The organism is Rhabdobacter roseus (assembly GCF_014202275.1).
GTDB classification, from domain to species: Bacteria; Bacteroidota; Bacteroidia; order Cytophagales; family Spirosomataceae; genus Rhabdobacter; species Rhabdobacter roseus.
In genome coordinates, this window is sequence record NZ_JACHGF010000002.1 from 782,038 (window position 1) to 797,525 (window position 15,488).

The window sequence follows — 15,488 nt, forward strand, 5'->3', positions numbered from 1 at the left end:
CTACGTTTCAGGTCCCGGTACCCCGTTGGATCCGGAATACGCCTCTCATGATTTCCTGCTCAGGGCGGGCAGGCTCCTTTTGAGTAGATGTTGAGATTTCAACATTTGCCTGGGGCCGGTTCTTCCATTCCGCTAAAATCCTTTCCTCCCGAATCGAGCAATAATGATTGATCTGTTTGGTATCCACGTGACCTACCATCGAGGCAACGGCCTCTCGGCTCATGCGATAAACATTTAAATGTATATCGGCAAAGGTCTTTCGGGCCAGCCGATTAGTAAAATGCTTCTGAATGCCCGTCTTTTCCTGTATAACCTTCAGGTATTCATTCATTTTTTGCTTGGAGATCCGGGGCAGGTTTTCGACGGAACCGTATTTTTCAATCAGCCGTTTGGCTTCCTCATGCAAGGGAACGCGGGAGGTCATGCCACCCTTACCCCTTGCCTCCAAAGTTGCTTTTTCTCTAACCTGGATAATCATCTCCTGTTCGTAAAAACCTCTCTCAGAGAGTGGCACTCTGATCAACTCAATGTCTGAGGTTTTCAGATTCAGATAGTCAGAAATGTTCAAGCCGGTATAGCACATGAATAAAAAGGCCTCCGCAACTCGTTGTAATCGGCTGTTGTTCCAATCGTATTCAGAAATCAGTTTAAGCTCATCTATGGTCAAATGGGTAGTATCCAACCCCTTCTCCCATTCCAGTCGAATAAAACCCAAAGGATTCTTTTCAATATATTCCATCCTCCGAGCGTAGATGAAGAGACCCTTACATACACCTATGATTTTATTGGAGTAGTCATTGGAATGGCCTTTCTGTTCCCGCAGGTACCCAAAGAAGCCCTTAAAATGGGCCGATGAGATTTGACGAAGCCGCCGGTTCTCTTTCAGGTACTCTCTCATGAAACCAAGGCTACGCTCATAGCGGGCAAGCGTCCCCTTAGACCTTTTGCGCAGGCGAAGGTCTTTGAGAAATTCGGCTATGACGGCATCGAGTGTAATGTGTAGCTCGTCGTGGCCTTTCCAGATCCGAACAATGTCCGACGGGGTGGGATGGGTACCCCTAGATTCGATGTACTGGTCCTTGATTCGGATTAGCGTATCCTTTAACCGCCGGAGCTTTTCATTATCTTCGGCAGCCTGCCGATCCTTACCCCGGATACATTGCTCCTTTTGGGCCCAATCGCTAGGATACACGCAAACGTCCGTGGTAATTGGATGGACGGTGCCAGCAGAACGAATAGTGCAAAGAATTGGAACTTTGCCATCTGCCTTTTGGCGATTGTGACGAAGGACGAAACGGAATGTCATTCGTTGATAAGTCTGGAGATAATTCATGGGATTTATGAGGTTTGGTTGAAGTCTTTATAAAGGGTCGGATTTGAAATCGGAGCCTTATTATTTTTATATACTTCGGTCTAAATCGCGTTATTAGCTGAGTGATTTCTTTAGGAATCGACATAAATAAATCTGTAGATTAACTACGATTAATAAAGCTGATTGACGTAATTGCGAGACAAACATAATTAGTTGCTTAGAGAAAAAAAATAAAGCAAACCGCCTTGTGATGAGGCAATTAGTAGAATATGTATCATGATGATACACTTCATTTTAGGTAAAAATGAAAGTGGAATTGATTATAGATTGTACGGATAAAAGAAGGAGATTTAAAAGCGCTCTGTTTTTATATATCATAGTGAGGTATAAAAAACTTTAAAAAAGAAGAAAAATATTTTTTTGTGCGGAAGTGGTACGGTACCTCCGGTGTAAACTCAGAATGAGAAGATGCATCACGGCCGACAAACGGCCGGTGGTAGAGTGCAGAGGAAGCAAGCAGGCTGATTTAGGCTCGCAATGAAAGGCAACGGGTGTTTGCTGAAGGCTGGTAATCTTTGGTTGGTCCGCCCCCTTTGGGGTTTTTGCCATTTTTGGTAAAAAACTGATAATCAGTATCTCGCGAATAAGCCTGCTAGCGCCGGAAGTAAACAATCCCCACACGGATTAAACTCCCGCTTGTAGATTGACTGTTCTTCCGGGCCTCCACGATAAAGACCGTTTAGGAGTATCATGCACGTAAGTTGTTGACTATCAAGTTTTGCGCATAATTGCGCAAAATTCAAGCATCCGGGCTACTGGGTCGATCCGTAGTTTCAGAAGTCAATTCTAGTCTGGCGGCGGGATCTGCGGTCGGGCTTAAAGGTCTTGGCTTTTTGTCTATCTATTGTTTTTTAAGCTCTTCAATCTTAAGTTTGGCTTCGTTAAATGCCTGCATTATAATTTCTGAGTCATTTATAAATAATGTTTTATCGGTACCATACTTTTCTAATGTAAGATACCATGCCCCTTTTCCTTTGTCTACATAATAACCCACTTGAAAGCCATCTATAGTAATAAATCTATTTTCAAGATAATCATGACTGCCGGAAACATCCTTATCAAATTCAGCCTTTTGAATATTAACAGCCTTTATTATTTCCAATAAATCACTATATTCTATTGAGGCCGTCACTTCGCCATATTTAGTAGTTTTTTTTATTTGGTAAAAGTAAGATGTTGTATTGCCAGCGTTCACCCTTCTTATACGGGTTTCGGGGGCTGAATATTGGGTCTTTAGTTCTGGGAGCTTGTAATCAATAAATCGTATTATAGACCCGGTTTTAGAGGTAAAGGCGTCCATTTTTGTTTTAATGGCTTCGGCTTCTACTTTGGCATTTTGGGCAAATAAACTATTTGATACAATGAGTAAGAGAAATAATATTTTTTTCATAGGTTAATCAATTAGGCGTTCAATTTAATTATTTTTTTATTCAAGCGAATGTATGTTCAACATCTTGACGTTCGCAATTTCAAGACCCCGTCTTTGGAAAGTAATTGTAAAACCATTCTTTAAGTAGAATATTAACAATGTTGTACTAACCTACGTATTGAGAAATCAATTCTATCTTTTGCTCTATGTATTTTTTTGCATTTAAAGGCTTTATTTCATGCCTATAAAAGCCGTAAATATCTAACTCACAGCCACTACAATGGCTATCCAAGTCATTTGTTTTCCCACACTCGCAAGTCCAAACTTCTTTTTCCTTGGAAGATAATAATTGTTTTTTTAATGTACGGATGCCTCGCTCAATGAATACTTCACCAATTTTTGCAGATATTTTCTGAAGATCTTCCTTGTCATTTTTATTGAAAAATGTTTTATCATAAGTGGAAATACGAAGACCTCGTTTCTTAATATTAAAAGCACTATTATTAAACAATCGAAGTATACCTTCGTAATTAAATAAATTTAACTCTTTGATTATTTCAGACAGTTTTAAAATGACACGTTCATTTTTTTCTGCTTCAATCGCCCCATATAATAAATTGAACTTTGAATCATCTGGTAAAGAATCAAAATATATTACAAGTTGTTTGTAGAACTTTGATGATACCTCTGGATGCATAGATTCATCTATAACAGCTTCGGTGTATTTTTTAATTAAGAACAGGGAGACTTCTTCAATCTGATTTGAGATAATGAAGTTCCAAATTTTATCATCAAGAATTAACTCTCCCTGGCTAGCTCCCTCAATAATTAGATTCTTATTTCTTAAAGCGTTAATCTTATCTACTCCAACATTTTCAATTATTGTATCAGTTTTAATTATTGCTTCATTTTCAGGCGAGTTGGCTTCAATAATTACGGCTGTGCCAATTGCTGTAATCATAAACATAGATTTATTCTTCCCGGAAATCTCATCCATATCTACGCTCAAACCAATAATACAATTTGCCCCTAATTGATAGGCCGCCATTTTTAGTTTTTCAATCGCTTCATTATATAATGATGATAATTGGTCTTGATAAGCCTTTGAGCGTCCCCCAAATACGTCTGCCCAGTCACCTAAGAATTCAGTAAATAGATTTGTACCTGCTACTATGTGAGCAGATACAGGCTTTATGTGCTTCTTGATTTTTACTCCGTCGATAGTAGAAGTTGTTGTTACTAAAATTTTTGTATGACTTGCCATATTACTTAACCTTTAATTCTGTATTAGGAGCAACCGAAGCCTCCAAATTTCACTACAAACCCGTAGATGTTATTCAAAGACTTGATCGCCGTTTTCGTTTCCTTCTGATCAAAGGCACTTAAATACTTTTTGGTCTGGCTGTTAAAATAAAGCCTGCAACCGGGCGGCGGTTGTTGTCGTCTAGGAAGATGACAAAGCAGGAGAGAGTATCCCGGAACGTGATCCGGTGAGCGGAAATCTTCGGACGGAGGAAGGAGCGGACGATGAAGAAGCCCTCCAGCCCTTCTTTCGTCGTTTGAATATTGTCTTTGCGCCGCGCCACACGCTCACTGAGCTTGCGCACCTGGTCTTTAAAGTCCATTGCAGATAAGAGGGTCAGGGTCAATTAACCTCCAATGGTAGTGATTTGGCGAATAATTGTCAACCCCCTAAAAATAGGGGTATTGACTTTGAATGGTCTCTGGTCTTATTGTAGCCCCTTTCCTCAGCCAAATTTTTTGAAAAAACCTGTGAGCGGATTGTAAATGGCGAATTATTTATGCAAAATCTGCCCGCGGCCAGGTAGAAAACGGAAATGCAGCGAGGCGCTTAAAAAGAAGGAATAATTTATTGAACCAAGCCTGGTTGACGATCACGTTCCAGAATCTTGCTAAAAACCGGTTTAAACCGCTGATTCAGGGCTAGGGCCTCATATAGCTCATGTTCCAGCAGGTACGCTTCGATCCGGGTGAGCAGCGCCCAAAAGGTAGCCTCTTCGAATAGCTCATGGCGGGCTACCATACGGAAATCGTGGAAGAAGGCTTCGGTCGGCCGGTCAGGTATGACAATGCGCCGGGTGTAGTGGAAGGCAAAGCGATCGATGTTATTGAGGTAGTCAAACCATACATCATCATTCGGGTTCTCGACCAAGTACACATGCTGGCAAAATAAGTCGCGCATCTTGCGCCAATGAGCGACGGCGGATTGGTTTTGTGGGGTAATGACCATGCTTGAAATGGATTGAAATTTTATGATAAGGCGTTGTACTTTTATTATGTGATCCTGAATCACAAAAAAGCGGCAGAGTAACTTACCTGAGTAAATGTACAGACCTGTACATTTACTCAGGTAAGCGCCCCCAGGCCTTCACTACCTCCGCTTGAAACGCGATCAGTCAGCAAGCTCTTTCTTGGGTAGCCCTTATCCATCGGACTTTCGGGCATTGATGATCTGCAAAAGTACCTCATCGGATAGTTTGGAGTAGTCGATGGCGGGGCTCACTGCAATAGGCTTGCCATCAGCTCCGGTCACTTCCTGCTTTACCGGCGCGTCGTAGCCCATGATTTTGCGAATGCCTTCAAGCGCCCGGAGTTTGTCCCAAACCTTGATCTTTTTGATCACCCCATTGGGTGCCTTCTGGCCATCGACGTAGGTAAATTGCTCATGCACTTCGATAGAGGCCAGGCACGCCGCCTGCTCATCGCTCAGCTCTGTGATGGGCTTCATGGTGCCGTCGGCATTAAAAAAGCCCCTGAGGTCTGAAAAGCCGGAATAGGCGTACTGGTCCAGTAGCCGCGCTTTCGAGATGAGGTATTTGTTTTCCAGCTGTGCATCAAGCGCGGCTTTGCGCTCTTCGATGCGTTTCTGCACGTCAACATTTGTCAACAACCGGCAGGCGATTTCCCGGGCTGATTTCTCGCTGTATCCGGCCCGGATGGCGGCTTGGGTAGCATTGAAATCAAGGACGTATTCGTCGCAGAATCGCTTCTGTTTGTCGGTAAGGGGTTTATTTTCGGTCTGCTTGCTCATTACGGTTTGTTGTTATTGTGCCAAACTTATTTGCTTTGTTCCCGGGCTTATTTGAGCCAGGACAGCATCTGGGCAAACGGCCTCACTTCATCAAGGGCCGTCATCATGGCCTGGTACCAGGCATTGTACTTGTCAAGGCAGTGCTCCACTTCGATGTTGTGTAAATCTTGCTCTACCTCCTTTTTGTTTTTTTGGTCTTCAGTCCAATGGTCTTCAAAGACGATGATCGGATTCCCCTCTTCGTTGGTAGCGCGGTACTGAAAACGAAAATTGGGGGCCAGGTGCCGGACTGAATCAATCATCATCTTACTCCGAAGGCTCGTTTGCTCGGCAAAGGCAACAAGTTCGGCGTACTGCTCGATGTGCTCAGGAAGATCGTCGACTACCTCGCAGTTCATGCTGATCCTAAGCTCATGATAAGGGTCAAAGGATTCTGCCCCTGAATACTTACAGTGCGCATTGAAGTAGGGCCCAAATTTTCCGGCCGCAAAGTCAGATAGCTTTTGGTGGAGACCCCGTAGGTTTTGGTACAGTGCGACTGCCTGCCCCTTTCGCTTGGCGGCTGTCAGGTAAAGGCCGGCCAGATCCTCCTCAACCGGCTCCCCTGGCACATTGAGTAGCTGGGCCGTGTAAAACAACTCCATAAGGGAGGCGTCGTCACGAAGTTCTTTGATTAGATTTAAATTGAGCATCTTTGTTAGGTTTGTAAGTGAATTGAACGGCACTCCAATGCTTGGGAGCGCGGATTAAAGTGAACAAGCTGAAAGCTGTAATCAGGTTTTTACCCACCCCCCAGCCCCTTGGCCCGCAGCGTGTCTTTTCTGAACTCATCCAATAAGCTCGAAAGATCTCTGGACATGCTCATCAAATGCGCCGTATGGCTTGAAATCATCGTCAACTGCACCAGTGCCCCCCGGTTCACCTGAAGGGCCTCCGCCTGGTTGATCCGGATGGAGTTAATCTGGCCCGCCAGCAGCGAAGCCGTTTCTTCGGTTACACCCTTAATAGCTCCGGACATACCCTTTCCGGCCGCGTCCGCCCCTGCGCCCGTTTTCTTCCAAAGATCTATTCCGTATTGAGCGCCAATCTTCTGGGCGTCATCCATGGCCTGAAAGGCCATTTTGGTGGCCTCCGCCGAACCGGCGACAAAGCGCCCAAAATCATCAATCCAACTACCATCCCCTCCTTCTGCCATGCTGGCAGTCATATCGGCCTTCAGTTGATCCAGGTAGGGGCCTAGCACTTGCGAAAAAATCAATTGCTCTAAAATCTTTTCCAGCACGCCGCCGACCGTATCCCCAAAGGCCAGGGCCGCGTCGGTACCTTCCCGAAAGGAGTTCACCAGTGCATCTGTCAAAGAACTGCCCAATCCTCCGGCCAGATCCGAAATGACATCATTCATTTTTTTGTTTGCCTCATCGACCTTATCGGCCCAATCAATGGCGCTTTGTAGAATCTTTTTGGTTGTTTCATCGACTTGGTTGGTATTGATAAGGACCTGAGCCAATTCTTTATTAAACTCTCCGGTTTCAGATATGAGTTTAGGGTAGGTTTCCAGTAACCCGCCAAAAACCTCAACTTTCTTCATACCAGTAATAGCCCCCCAAATCGCCCCGACCGGTCCAAATTTCAATCCTCCCTTTAGGATCGCATCAGGATCAAGCTGGTTTTTCATACCGGTCACAGCCTTACCCCCGGAAAGCGCGGCGATTGATTCTTGGTACTTTTGCTGGGCATCGGCCAACTGGGCCATGCCGCTTTTGAGCCGTCCTGTATAGTCTTTAAAAAAAATGCTCTCATTCAGCTCGGCTTGCATCCCAATCTGCTCATTAACCAGTAGATTGAGCTCGTGCTGATAGCGGATTGCTGATTCGTAGTGCTGTTGTTCGGCATCCTTCCTGCGCTGGGCAGCCGATAACGCCAGTTCCGCCATCTCAATCATAGCTTCGCCGACGGCCGCATACTGGTTAAGGCTCACCTTGGAGTCCTTGTTTAGCAGGGTGCCGAGTTGCCCCATCTGGGAACCAAGCGTTGTCAACGAGCGCCCGACAGCCCCAAACTGCTCGTTTATGCCGCTCAACGATTGGCCCAATTCGCCGAAGATGCCGCTAATCGTACCCCAAGCCTCGGCGCTACTGGCCCGTAGCTCCCGATTCAGGTCGATGAGTTTATATACCTCTTCCCGGTACCGGTCGGTATTACCCAGCCCGCGCTTGGACAGATCCTGGATGATGGCCTCCTGCCCGCTGATTCGGGCGCGCAGGCTTTGTCCCGCGCTGTCTTCCACCGTACGCGCCAAAGCCCGGTACTCCGCCGAGAGCTCGTACAGCCGAATCTTCTGCTCGTCGTGCTCCCGCTTCTCAGCGTCGCCGATGTCTTGCAGGGCATTGGTATAAACTTCGCTGTTCTTATCGGCTGTATCCCTGGCCAGTTGCTGGCGTAGGTCCTCGTAGTACTTGGTGATCTCCGTATGCTTGGCTTCTGAGCCGACTACCTCAGTCAGGAAGGTCCGAAGCTGGGCTTTACGGGCCTTCTCGGTTTCGATCATGCGCTCGGCTACCAGTTGCCGCTGCTGCAATACGTCGGCCGTGGGCGCGGAGGCATTCAGGCTTTCCTGGGCTTGTTTCAGGTAGGCCAGGTACTCGGTCAGGTTCTGGGCTTCGAGCTGGGCGCGCTCCAAGTCCTCGGTGAAGGCCTGGATGACGGTCTTACGGCCGGAGGCCTCGTCGCGCTGCATGTTCAGGGCCACCAGGTTTTTGGATTCCCCAGGCGTAAGACCAATCGGCGAATCCCTGAGGGCTTCCAGTTTCTGGATTTCAGCCGTCAGGTAGTCCATGTACGTGCGCCCGGATTTGAGCAGCGTGGCGTACTGCTTGTCGGCGCTATCCTGCCCAACGAATTCAACCCAGCGCTGGTACTCTTCGTACTTACGACGCTTTTCGTCCAGTTCCTCCTCAAAACTACGTACGGCCGTCGCCTTGCGCAGATCTTCAGCCTGCTTTTCGGCGTTGCGCTTGATAGCCATCTGTCGGCCCAGGGTGTCCGTGTCCGTCAACGAGGTCTTTTTAAGTACCTCATCGGCGTTTTTGATCACCTGCTCCCAGTACTCCAAGGTACCCATCGGGGTCTGGGCTAGTTTGGCCTCCCCTAGCTTAACCTGAGCCTGTTCGAGCAGGGCCTGTTGGCGCGAAAGTTCCTGTTTTTGGCTGGGTTTCAGTTTGCTGATGGCCTCATCAATCTTACGAACCGTTTGCTCCCAGTAAGCCACAGAGCCCAGCGGCTGAGGCTTGTCCTTCTCAGCTACTTTTTTGACCTTGGTGTCGTACTTGTCGATTTGTTTCTCGGCCTCCTGGATTTCTTTTTTGAGTTGCTTCCAGTCAGCACTCCCTTCTTTCCCGGCACCTAAGTCATTCAGTTTTTGTTGAGCCTCAGACTTCTGTTTCTCCCAATAAGCCTTATTCCCGCCATCTACCACTGAAGCTGTGCCCAATAGCCCCTTCAACCCCTTCTGGGCTTGGTCAATCTGCGCATTCAGCGTGTCGAGCGAAAGCTGAGCCAGTATAGGTTGTATCCCCTGAGCCGCGCCGCCGAGTTGCTTCATGGTGTTTAGGCTTTTCTCGACATTGGCACGCTGCTCTTTCAGGCTTTTGAGCAAGTCCTCATAATGCTTTTTCTTATCCTCTACAGAGGTGTTGGCCTCCCACTCCCTTTTTACATTTGCTTCTACTGCCTCTCCCAGCTTTTCGGCCTCGATACGGGCAACCTCCAGTTCCTTACGAGTGGCCTTAACGGCAATAGCCGTGCTGGCTTCATCACCCCCCGGCGTCGAAAGTAGGGCATTGATCCGCTTCTCAAGCTCCTCCACCTTTTTACGGGCTTCGTCGTAGTTTTGCTTAACCCGGTCAATACCCATCTGGTCCATGGCGGCATTAAGCCTACGCTGCGCCTCTTCCGTTTTCAGCAGCTGGAACTGTTGCAGGGTCATGCTACCCAATATTCCCGGATATAACTTTTGCAGTTTTTCGTAGGCTTCGATCTGGGCGTACTGCGTAGCGGTTTCACTCCGGATGGTTGCAACAAGCTGGCTGGTCTGGGAGGTAAGATCGTCACGGAGTCTCTTGCTTTCCTCCTCGGCCTTATTAAGGCGCTCCTGTGCCTTCTCCTGCGCGGTGGTACTGTCGTGCAGCACCCATACGGCTACTGATAGCGCAATGATGGCCGTGGCGGCCGCTACATAAGGGTTAGCTGCGGTAACGGCATTGAGGGCTGCCTGAGCCCTGGTCTGAATGCCAATCGCAACAGCCTGGGCATAGGTGGCGGTGGTGACGGTTCCAAGCCCCCTGGCCATCTCCAGGAATAAAGTAGCAGAAGAGCTGGCGGCAACCAGGCGTTGGGCGGTCGCGATTGCAATCGTGGCGGCCTTGTAGGTACCATAAGCGGCTACGATAACCTTTAAGATGTCGAGTACGCTCTGATAGTTTTCAACCACCGAAATCGTGGTTCTCAGCGAATCGGCTATAAGGCCCTCTTGAGATTGACCAATGTCATTAAGCGCCCTTTGCCAAGCGTCCCCTAAATTGCTTACAAGCCCGGTTAGCGACTTGGATTGGGCCTCCATCAGGCCGGCAAACATGCCGCCGTCGTTCGTCAGGCTCTCAATCACCTTTTGTACCTCGGGAAAGCCTACTTTGCCCGTCTCCACCAGTTTTTTAACCTCGCTTTCTGCTACCCCAAACTGCTTGGCAAGCTCGCGAATCATCGGTATCCCGCGACCGGTGAATTGATTAAGGTCCTGCGTGTAAAGCCTGCCTTGCGTCATGGTAGTACCATACAGGTACACAATGTCATTCAACGGAATAGATAACCCTGACGCAATATCCCCTAATCGGGTAAGGGTTTTGGTAACGTCCTCCGAGGCTGCCCCATAGGCCAGTAGCTGTTTAGCACCAGAAGCCACCCCCTGCAAGTCGAAGGGCGTAGTGGCGGCCAATTTTACCACATCGGCCATTAACGAATCCGCTTTGGCCTTGCTTCCGAGCATCGTGCCAAAGGCAATTTCCAACTGCTGGAACTCACCCCTGATCTGGACGATGGAGCTTGCAAGCCCTTTCAGGCTATCGAAGGCAAAGTACCCGGCGGCGGCCTGCCCCAGGCGCTTGAACGTCTCGTCGATGCCGCGGGTTTCCTTTTCGATCTTACCCGAAAAACCCATGATCCGGCGCTCCATCTCGTCGATCGAGCGCTTAAAGTCGGTATTGCGGATGACCGCATCAAAATCCAGAGGTCCGGCATTATTCATAGTGCGTGTATAGTTAAATGGGTACTATTAATTCGGTTTGAAAGAGGCGCTATGAATTCTCCCCCAAAAGCCTGTCTTTCTTAGAAAGTACATCTGAAGCTCTACATGAGGGATTCTATTCATAAACTTCTGAATCTCTTCCCGTTGCATCAGCTGGTGCTTGTGCAGTATAGAGACGTAGATTTCGAGCCTACAATTGCTGCTGACCGCTTGGTGGTACATGAGCATACCCAGGGATCTCGGATTCATATCTCTACCTTTTCGACTGAATTGATGATATCCTCGTATGGGTCCTCCGCCGGTACCGGATGCAGGGATGACACTTTGTGACCCGTAGAGGCCAGGTGCTTTTGCATGTCTCGCCGCGTAGAAGCTGAGAATATAACCACCGCACCTTGCTGCCCCATCATGCAGTAGAAAAACCAATTCTGAACATAGTGTATGGGAAGATTCAACCGACCTTTAAGGGCGCTTAAAGCGGCTTTGTCTTTTGTTTTTACCGCCCGTTGAATGAGCAGTTTATGGGCGGAACTGCCTGGGAGAATGGTGATGTAAGCCGGTCCTTTTTTCATGAGGCTTCTTCGTTTAGAATTTTGTCTATCAATCTATTCAGCTGGTCGTCTGAAAGCCCTTCAATCCGGGAAGTGAGCTCGGCAGATACCTCAACCGATTGCAGTTTTGGGAGAGCGTAGCCCAGCAGCTTTTCGATGAAGTTGAGGCGGTCACGTGCCGTCACTCTTTTTAGGTCGGTCTGGATACTGTCCCAATTGTTATCGAGAAGCTCCAGGACTGCCTTTCGAAGATCAGATGAGGCTTTGTTGCTTGAGCCCCGAGGTCTACCTTTAGGGTTCCCGCTCTGTGTGGGTTGAAATGGCATTGTTGTTTCTCTGTTATTTACAATAAAAATGAGGCGTTGTTACTTCTCAACGAGGCTTCGGCTGCCTCCTCTGCGGCGTTGAGCATTCCTGTATACGGCTCGCCCGGGCTCTCACCTTGTGCCTTCAAAATCAGGGATTGCAGCAGCTCCCGTTCGACGGATGACAGGCGGTCCAGGTCATAATGACTCCCGTCTGCCTGACCCTTGAAAATCTCGGCTAAACTGCGGTGCTTGCTGGGGTCGTACTGGCCCTCACGGGCCAGCTCCAAAAGGGCTATTTTTTGTTCACGGTCAAGTTTCATATGCGTAGTATGTCGGTTTGGGAATGAATGGGTCAAAAAGGTGCATCCTCAACTTTCTCCAGAGTCAGGTTACCCTCACTCGACATGGGCGTAGAGTAATTGGGATTAGTCTCCAGGGGCTGAAAACCAGGAAATTGATCACTGAATCGGCCGGTGGCAAGGTGAGCGAAGCGGTCTACCCGAACGACATCCCCATCCCGGTTTTTCAGCAGGTACAGGCAGTAGGTTCCCTGCTTGAAGGGCACCTTGTTTTCTTCCCCGTACTGCTCATCGTAGAGCGTGATGTTTTTCCGTGCGTAGTACTCCGGATTGAAAAGGCCAATGATCAGCGAGGCGTCTTGCTCCAATTGGCCGGACTCTTTCAGGTCCGAATCCTTGGGTCTGGGGTCGGAACGCCCTTCGGTAGCCCGGCTGAGCTGAGCCAGGGCGATGACCGGAATTTTCAGGTTCCGCTGCATGGTCTTGACCGCCTTGGTGACCTCCGTGACCCGGTCGTAGCCCTTCGTGTGCCCTCTGATCTCCAGGTACTGGATGTAGTCGATGATGATAAGCTCGACCTTGTGAATCCTCCTCCACTCGCTGGCGATGGCTTCCAGACGGTATACGTCTTTGACCGCGGTATCGTCGAAGAAGTAGAGCGGTAGTTTGGCCAGCTCAGCCAGGGCATTCTCTATGCGCTTGTAATCCTCCAAGTCGACCTCTCCGTTGCGGATGCGCCGGTATTCAATGCCCGTTAGGTTGGCCGCCAGGCGGACCATGAGCTGGGCGGCAGGCATTTCCATCGAGAAGAAACCGACGGGATGCCCGGCCCCGGCCGCGGCCAGGGCAAAATCCAGCGCGCAGCTGGTCTTTCCGGATCCGGGACGACCGGCCAGGATGATCAGCTGGTCTTCCTGCCAACCTCCGGTATACCTATCCAGCTTGGAGCTACCGGAGGGCACGCCGACGGCCTTTCCTGTCTTCCGGGCCGCCATGCTCTTGTTGACCTTGCCCAGCGCTTCCATGGCGGCTTCTTTGCTGGATTTTTCCAGTTTACCCAGACCCGAAAGTGTAAGTACTTTGAGGATATTCTGGCAAGTATCGATCAGTTCGGTATCGGAAGCTTCATTAGATAGCTGCTTGTTGAGGTCTAAATTGAATTCTGAGGCATTATATCTGCGAAATAAGGAAAGTATACCTTCAGCGCAATCAATGATCTCTACGGGCTTATTGGGGGCCATTTCGTCAAAGGCTAGCGAGAGCTTGGCGGCCTTCAATGTTTCAAACCTTCCCCGGGCCCGTACTCGGGTCAAGACCGCATGAGGCCGAATGATCTCTCCTTCACGGTGAAGCTCACTAATGCACTCGTAGCAAATGCGGGCTGCCTCATCCTGGAAGACCTCCGTTCCGGGCAGTAGCTTCTGAACCGGGGCGATCATTGCCGGATGATGGGCTAGGGCCGTGACCAGCAGACGCTCCTGGTAGACATCGACGAATTTGGCCAGGGAATCCGATGAGGTAGCTTTATGGGCGGTCTTCATAGCTTCGGATCATTTTTTGGGCCTGAGATTCATCAATGCTCCCCTCGATGAGAAGCTGAAAAGTCGTTTCCGCCAAAGACTCGGGGTCAATATGTGCCTGGGGGGAGGCCGTCAGCTTCGGCGTAGTCCCTAGCCTACCCTGGTAGCCGGGCTGAGTCCAGGGGGCGGGTATTTCATGATTTTTGCTCATAGCACGGTGATTCGGGGGGCGGAGGTGGTGGGTGGTAAAGAAACGGGGGTTGGACCTTCATCGAGCCAACACTTTCCGCGCAGGTAAGTCAAAGGATTTTTGCGGTACTGCGGATCAGGGGTATTTTGAACGTAGCTGGGAATGGCAGCCAGGATGAGAGGCTTGTCTTTGTCCGGAATTTTTGCCCAAACCTCCTCGCACTTCTTGCGGTCGTTTTTCTTGCCGTACGCCGCCCAAAAATCATCGAACGATGTATTATTTATATTTTCTTTTCTTTCTTTTCCTTTTATTTCCTTTAGAGCATCACTTTTTGCTGCGTTCGCATGGTTATTCGATGCGTTCGCATTTTTACGGTCTTTTTGCCATCGGGCATTGGCGGATTCTCGGGCCTTTTGGGACTTTTCTTCCCGCTCTCTCATCCGGCGGAGCAAAGATTCCGACCAAAAGCTGGTACCATCGGAGGCAAAAAGTCCGAATTCTTCGATGCAGTCATGCAGAAAAGATGCGAACGCATTGCAATCGCATTGCAGTTGCACAGCATAGGCATTCCGGGCGTATTTCGCTTGCAGATCCAGCTTGTAGTTTTCCGATTCACGCATCATCTCGATGAGCATCCAATACCAGCCGTATCCCTCTGATCCATAGACGCTTCGCATGGCCGTTATCTTCGGATCATGACGGGCGTTACTGTCGTGGGAAAAGTAGTACGCTTCCTTCATGGTACCGGTTGTTTGGTGAAGTGTTGATACCAGTCGTAGAATTGCTGAAAGCTCGAAACGAGTAAGTAAACCCCTCCGGCCGCCTCAACCTGGCGCTGGTATTCGCGCTGGGCTTTACGTTGGCGATCTGAGCCTTTCTTAACTTCGATCTTCACGGAACGGCCGTTGATCGTAGCTGCGATGTCTGCGCTTCCTACTTGTGCGGAGGAGCGTATACGTTGGACGCTCCCAATAGTTCGGCTTCGACCGATGACGTCGACAACTGTCTTTCGGCGATTGATAACCCTCCCTTCCACGCTGATCCGTATTGCCTTGGTGAGCTCATTGGTAGTTCGGTCGGAGTACCTGGGCTTGGGAAGGGCGTGCAGGGGTAGCGATGGATATTTCTTGCGTCTAGCCTCTAAGGCTAGCCCACAAAGGCATGCAATAGCATCCATCGACTTACCTTTTGCCTTTTTTGTTTAACGCAGATAAAACCGCTGATTCCTCGAAAACAATCTTTCTTCCGATTTGGGAATATGGAATTTTGCCCGAAGATTTGAGACGGTGGGCGGTTGGATGAGAGCAGCCAATTAACCGGGCTAAGCCTGCAATACCATAGACATACTTTTTTTCCAAAACTTGAGGCTGTTTCAGATCATGGCTAGGTAAATGCAAAGAAAGGACTTGGACAAGCTCACCAACCGTGAGCTGAGAAATAGGGGTCTCCGCTGAAATTAGGGAAGTTGACATAGAGATATAGATGTACGTATACAGCCCCCACGCTGGCGTTTAGTACATCTTTCATC

At 48.8% G+C, this 15,488-nt stretch carries 15 protein-coding genes and 1 pseudogene; all 16 read right to left on the bottom strand.

Features of this window, described 5'->3' with window-relative positions; translation table 11 throughout:
- Nucleotides 1-7 precede the first annotated feature (7 nt).
- Nucleotides 8-1,333, bottom strand: coding sequence for a tyrosine-type recombinase/integrase (locus HNQ92_RS08410; RefSeq protein ID WP_184173084.1), 1,326 nt, complete (start codon nt 1,331-1,333; stop codon nt 8-10).
- An 880-nt stretch (nt 1,334-2,213) separates the two neighbouring features.
- Nucleotides 2,214-2,762 (bottom strand): hypothetical protein, encoded by a 549-nt coding sequence (locus HNQ92_RS08415; protein WP_184173086.1) that lies wholly within the window; start codon nt 2,760-2,762, stop codon nt 2,214-2,216.
- Nucleotides 2,763-2,907: 145 nt separating this feature from the next.
- Complete coding sequence (locus HNQ92_RS08420) at nt 2,908-4,005, bottom strand: YbjQ family protein (protein ID WP_184173088.1); 1,098 nt, start codon at nt 4,003-4,005, stop codon at nt 2,908-2,910.
- A gap of 118 nt (nt 4,006-4,123) precedes the next feature.
- A complete protein-coding gene (locus HNQ92_RS08425) occupies nt 4,124-4,390 on the bottom strand; it encodes a hypothetical protein (protein ID WP_184173090.1) in 267 nt (88 codons plus the stop codon).
- 221 nt (nt 4,391-4,611) lie between these two features.
- Nucleotides 4,612-4,944: a hypothetical protein gene (locus HNQ92_RS08430; protein WP_221307406.1), complete on the bottom strand. Its 333-nt coding sequence runs from the start codon at nt 4,942-4,944 to the stop codon at nt 4,612-4,614.
- Nucleotides 4,945-5,184: 240 nt separating this feature from the next.
- Nucleotides 5,185-5,793 (bottom strand): terminase small subunit, encoded by a 609-nt coding sequence (locus tag HNQ92_RS08435; RefSeq protein ID WP_184173094.1) that lies wholly within the window; start codon nt 5,791-5,793, stop codon nt 5,185-5,187.
- Nucleotides 5,794-5,840: 47 nt separating this feature from the next.
- A complete protein-coding gene (locus HNQ92_RS08440; RefSeq protein WP_184173096.1) occupies nt 5,841-6,485 on the bottom strand; it encodes a hypothetical protein in 645 nt (214 codons plus the stop codon).
- Nucleotides 6,486-6,574: 89 nt separating this feature from the next.
- Entirely contained in the window at nt 6,575-11,092 is a 4,518-nt protein-coding gene (locus tag HNQ92_RS08445) for a tape measure protein (RefSeq protein ID WP_184173098.1), read from the bottom strand.
- Between the two features lie 245 nt (nt 11,093-11,337).
- On the bottom strand, nt 11,338-11,664 hold the full coding sequence (locus tag HNQ92_RS08450) for a hypothetical protein (protein WP_184173100.1): 327 nt from the start codon (nt 11,662-11,664) through the stop codon (nt 11,338-11,340).
- Nucleotides 11,661-11,828, bottom strand: coding sequence for a hypothetical protein (locus HNQ92_RS28630; RefSeq protein ID WP_184173102.1), 168 nt, complete (start codon nt 11,826-11,828; stop codon nt 11,661-11,663). Before HNQ92_RS28630 ends, HNQ92_RS08450 begins: the two co-directional genes overlap by 4 nt.
- Nucleotides 11,829-11,894: 66 nt before the next feature.
- Nucleotides 11,895-11,969 (bottom strand): annotated as a pseudogene (locus HNQ92_RS29155) (DUF5681 domain-containing protein); the annotation flags it as partial.
- Nucleotides 11,970-11,986: 17 nt separating this feature from the next.
- Complete coding sequence (locus tag HNQ92_RS08460; protein ID WP_184173104.1) at nt 11,987-12,271, bottom strand: hypothetical protein; 285 nt, start codon at nt 12,269-12,271, stop codon at nt 11,987-11,989.
- Between the two features lie 32 nt (nt 12,272-12,303).
- The gene (locus tag HNQ92_RS08465) at nt 12,304-13,791 is read right to left on the bottom strand and encodes a replicative DNA helicase (RefSeq protein ID WP_184173106.1); all 1,488 of its coding nucleotides are present in this window, start codon (nt 13,789-13,791) and stop codon (nt 12,304-12,306) included.
- The gene (locus HNQ92_RS08470; RefSeq protein WP_184173108.1) at nt 13,775-13,981 is read right to left on the bottom strand and encodes a hypothetical protein; all 207 of its coding nucleotides are present in this window, start codon (nt 13,979-13,981) and stop codon (nt 13,775-13,777) included. Before HNQ92_RS08470 ends, HNQ92_RS08465 begins: the two co-directional genes overlap by 17 nt.
- A complete protein-coding gene (locus HNQ92_RS08475; protein ID WP_184173110.1) occupies nt 13,978-14,700 on the bottom strand; it encodes a DUF4373 domain-containing protein in 723 nt (240 codons plus the stop codon). Before HNQ92_RS08475 ends, HNQ92_RS08470 begins: the two co-directional genes overlap by 4 nt.
- A 441-nt stretch (nt 14,701-15,141) precedes the next feature.
- A complete protein-coding gene (locus HNQ92_RS08480; protein WP_184173112.1) occupies nt 15,142-15,432 on the bottom strand; it encodes a DUF3853 family protein in 291 nt (96 codons plus the stop codon).
- Nucleotides 15,433-15,488 lie beyond the last annotated feature (56 nt).